This is a genomic window from Geodermatophilus amargosae (assembly GCF_041028265.1).
Lineage (GTDB): Bacteria > Actinomycetota > Actinomycetes > Mycobacteriales > Geodermatophilaceae > Geodermatophilus > Geodermatophilus amargosae_A.
Genome location: NZ_JABGCW010000032.1, coordinates 1 through 1623 on the forward strand (window position 1 = coordinate 1; position 1623 = coordinate 1623).

Sequence of the window (1623 nt, forward strand, 5' to 3'; positions counted from 1 at the left end):
CCCCACCACCTGGCCGGCACCCGAAGGTGACGGCGGGTCGATTGGTGGAGTGCCACGGCTTCGGCGGTGTGCTTGAGCCCCGCTACATTGTCGGCGCGGAACCACTTGACCAGTGAGCTATTACGCACTCTTTCAAGGGTGGCTGCTTCTAAGCCAACCTCCTGGTTGTCTCTGCGATCCCACATCCTTTTCCACTTAGCACACGCTTAGGGGCCTTAGCCGATGATCTGGGCTGTTTCCCTCTCGACTACGAACCTTATCGCCCGCAGTCTCACTGCCGCGCTCTCACTTACCGGCATTCGGAGTTTGGTTGACGTCAGTAACCTTGTGGGGCCCATCGGCCATCCAGTGCTCTACCTCCGGCAAGAAACACGCGACGCTGCACCTAAATGCATTTCGGGGAGAACCAGCTATCACCGGGTTTGATTGGCCTTTCACCCCTACCCACAGCTCATCCCCCAGGTTTTCAACCCTGGTGGGTTCGGTCCTCCACGCGGTCTTACCCGCGCTTCAACCTGGCCATGGGTAGATCACCCGGCTTCGGGTCTAGAGCACGCGACTGACTCGCCCTGTTCGGACTCGCTCTCGCTACGGCTACCCCCCACGGGTTAACCTCGCCACGTACCGCTAACTCGCAGGCTCATTCTTCAAAAGGCACGCCATCACCGCCCACGCACGAGGCGTGAGATTCGCGGCTCTGACGGCTTGTAGGCACACGGTTTCAGGTACTATTTCACTCCCCTCCCGGGGTACTTTTCACCTTTCCCTCACGGTACTCGTCCGCTATCGGTCACCAGGGAGTATTCAGGCTTAGCGGGTGGTCCCGCCAGATTCACACCGAATTTCACGGGCTCGGTGCTACTTGGGAATCCGTGAACTGAGAGAGACCAGGCTTTCGGGTACGGGGCTCTCACCCTCTCCGGCGACCCCTTCCAGAGGCCTTCCCCTAACCACGGTCTTTTCTGACTCCCCGCCAGTCCGGCAGAACTGACACGCACGGTCCCACGACCCCGCCTCCACAACCCCTGCCGGGTATCACATGGAAACGGTTTAGCCTCATCCGCTTTCGCTCGCCACTACTCACGGAATCACGGTTGTTTTCTCTTCCTGTGGGTACTGAGATGTTTCACTTCCCCACGTTCCCTCCACACGCCCTATGTGTTCAGGCGCGGGTCACACCACATGACTGGTGCGGGGTTCCCCCATTCGGACACCCTCGGATCAACGCTCGGTTGGCAGCTCCCCGAGGCTTATCGCAGCCTCCCACGTCCTTCATCGGCTCCTGGTGCCCAGGCATCCACCGTGTGCCCTCAACATCTTGGCCACACAAAACCCACCCCACCCACCACCGGCGCACCTCCGAAGAGGAACACCGACCGGCGAACGAGGCGGGATACCTACAAGCAAACTCTGCAAAACAGAGATCAAAAGATGCTCGCGTCCACTGTGCAGTTCTCAACGACCAACCAGTCACCTCCACTCCGACCCCACCGGCCCGTCTGCCGCACGGCGATGCGTGCGTCACGGCGATGTGGGATCCGGGAGGCCCCGGACGAGACAGCAGGCTCACGGCCCGCTCCCTCAGGACCCAACAGCGTGCCTACGACCCCGCACCCCACCCCG

Annotated in this window: 1 rRNA gene; it reads right to left on the reverse strand. The window is 61.0% G+C overall.

Going from position 1 to position 1623, the window contains the following annotated elements:
* Positions 1–1324: ribosomal RNA gene (locus tag HLV61_RS23035) — 23S ribosomal RNA — on the reverse strand; the annotation flags it as partial.
* Positions 1325–1623 lie beyond the last annotated feature (299 nt).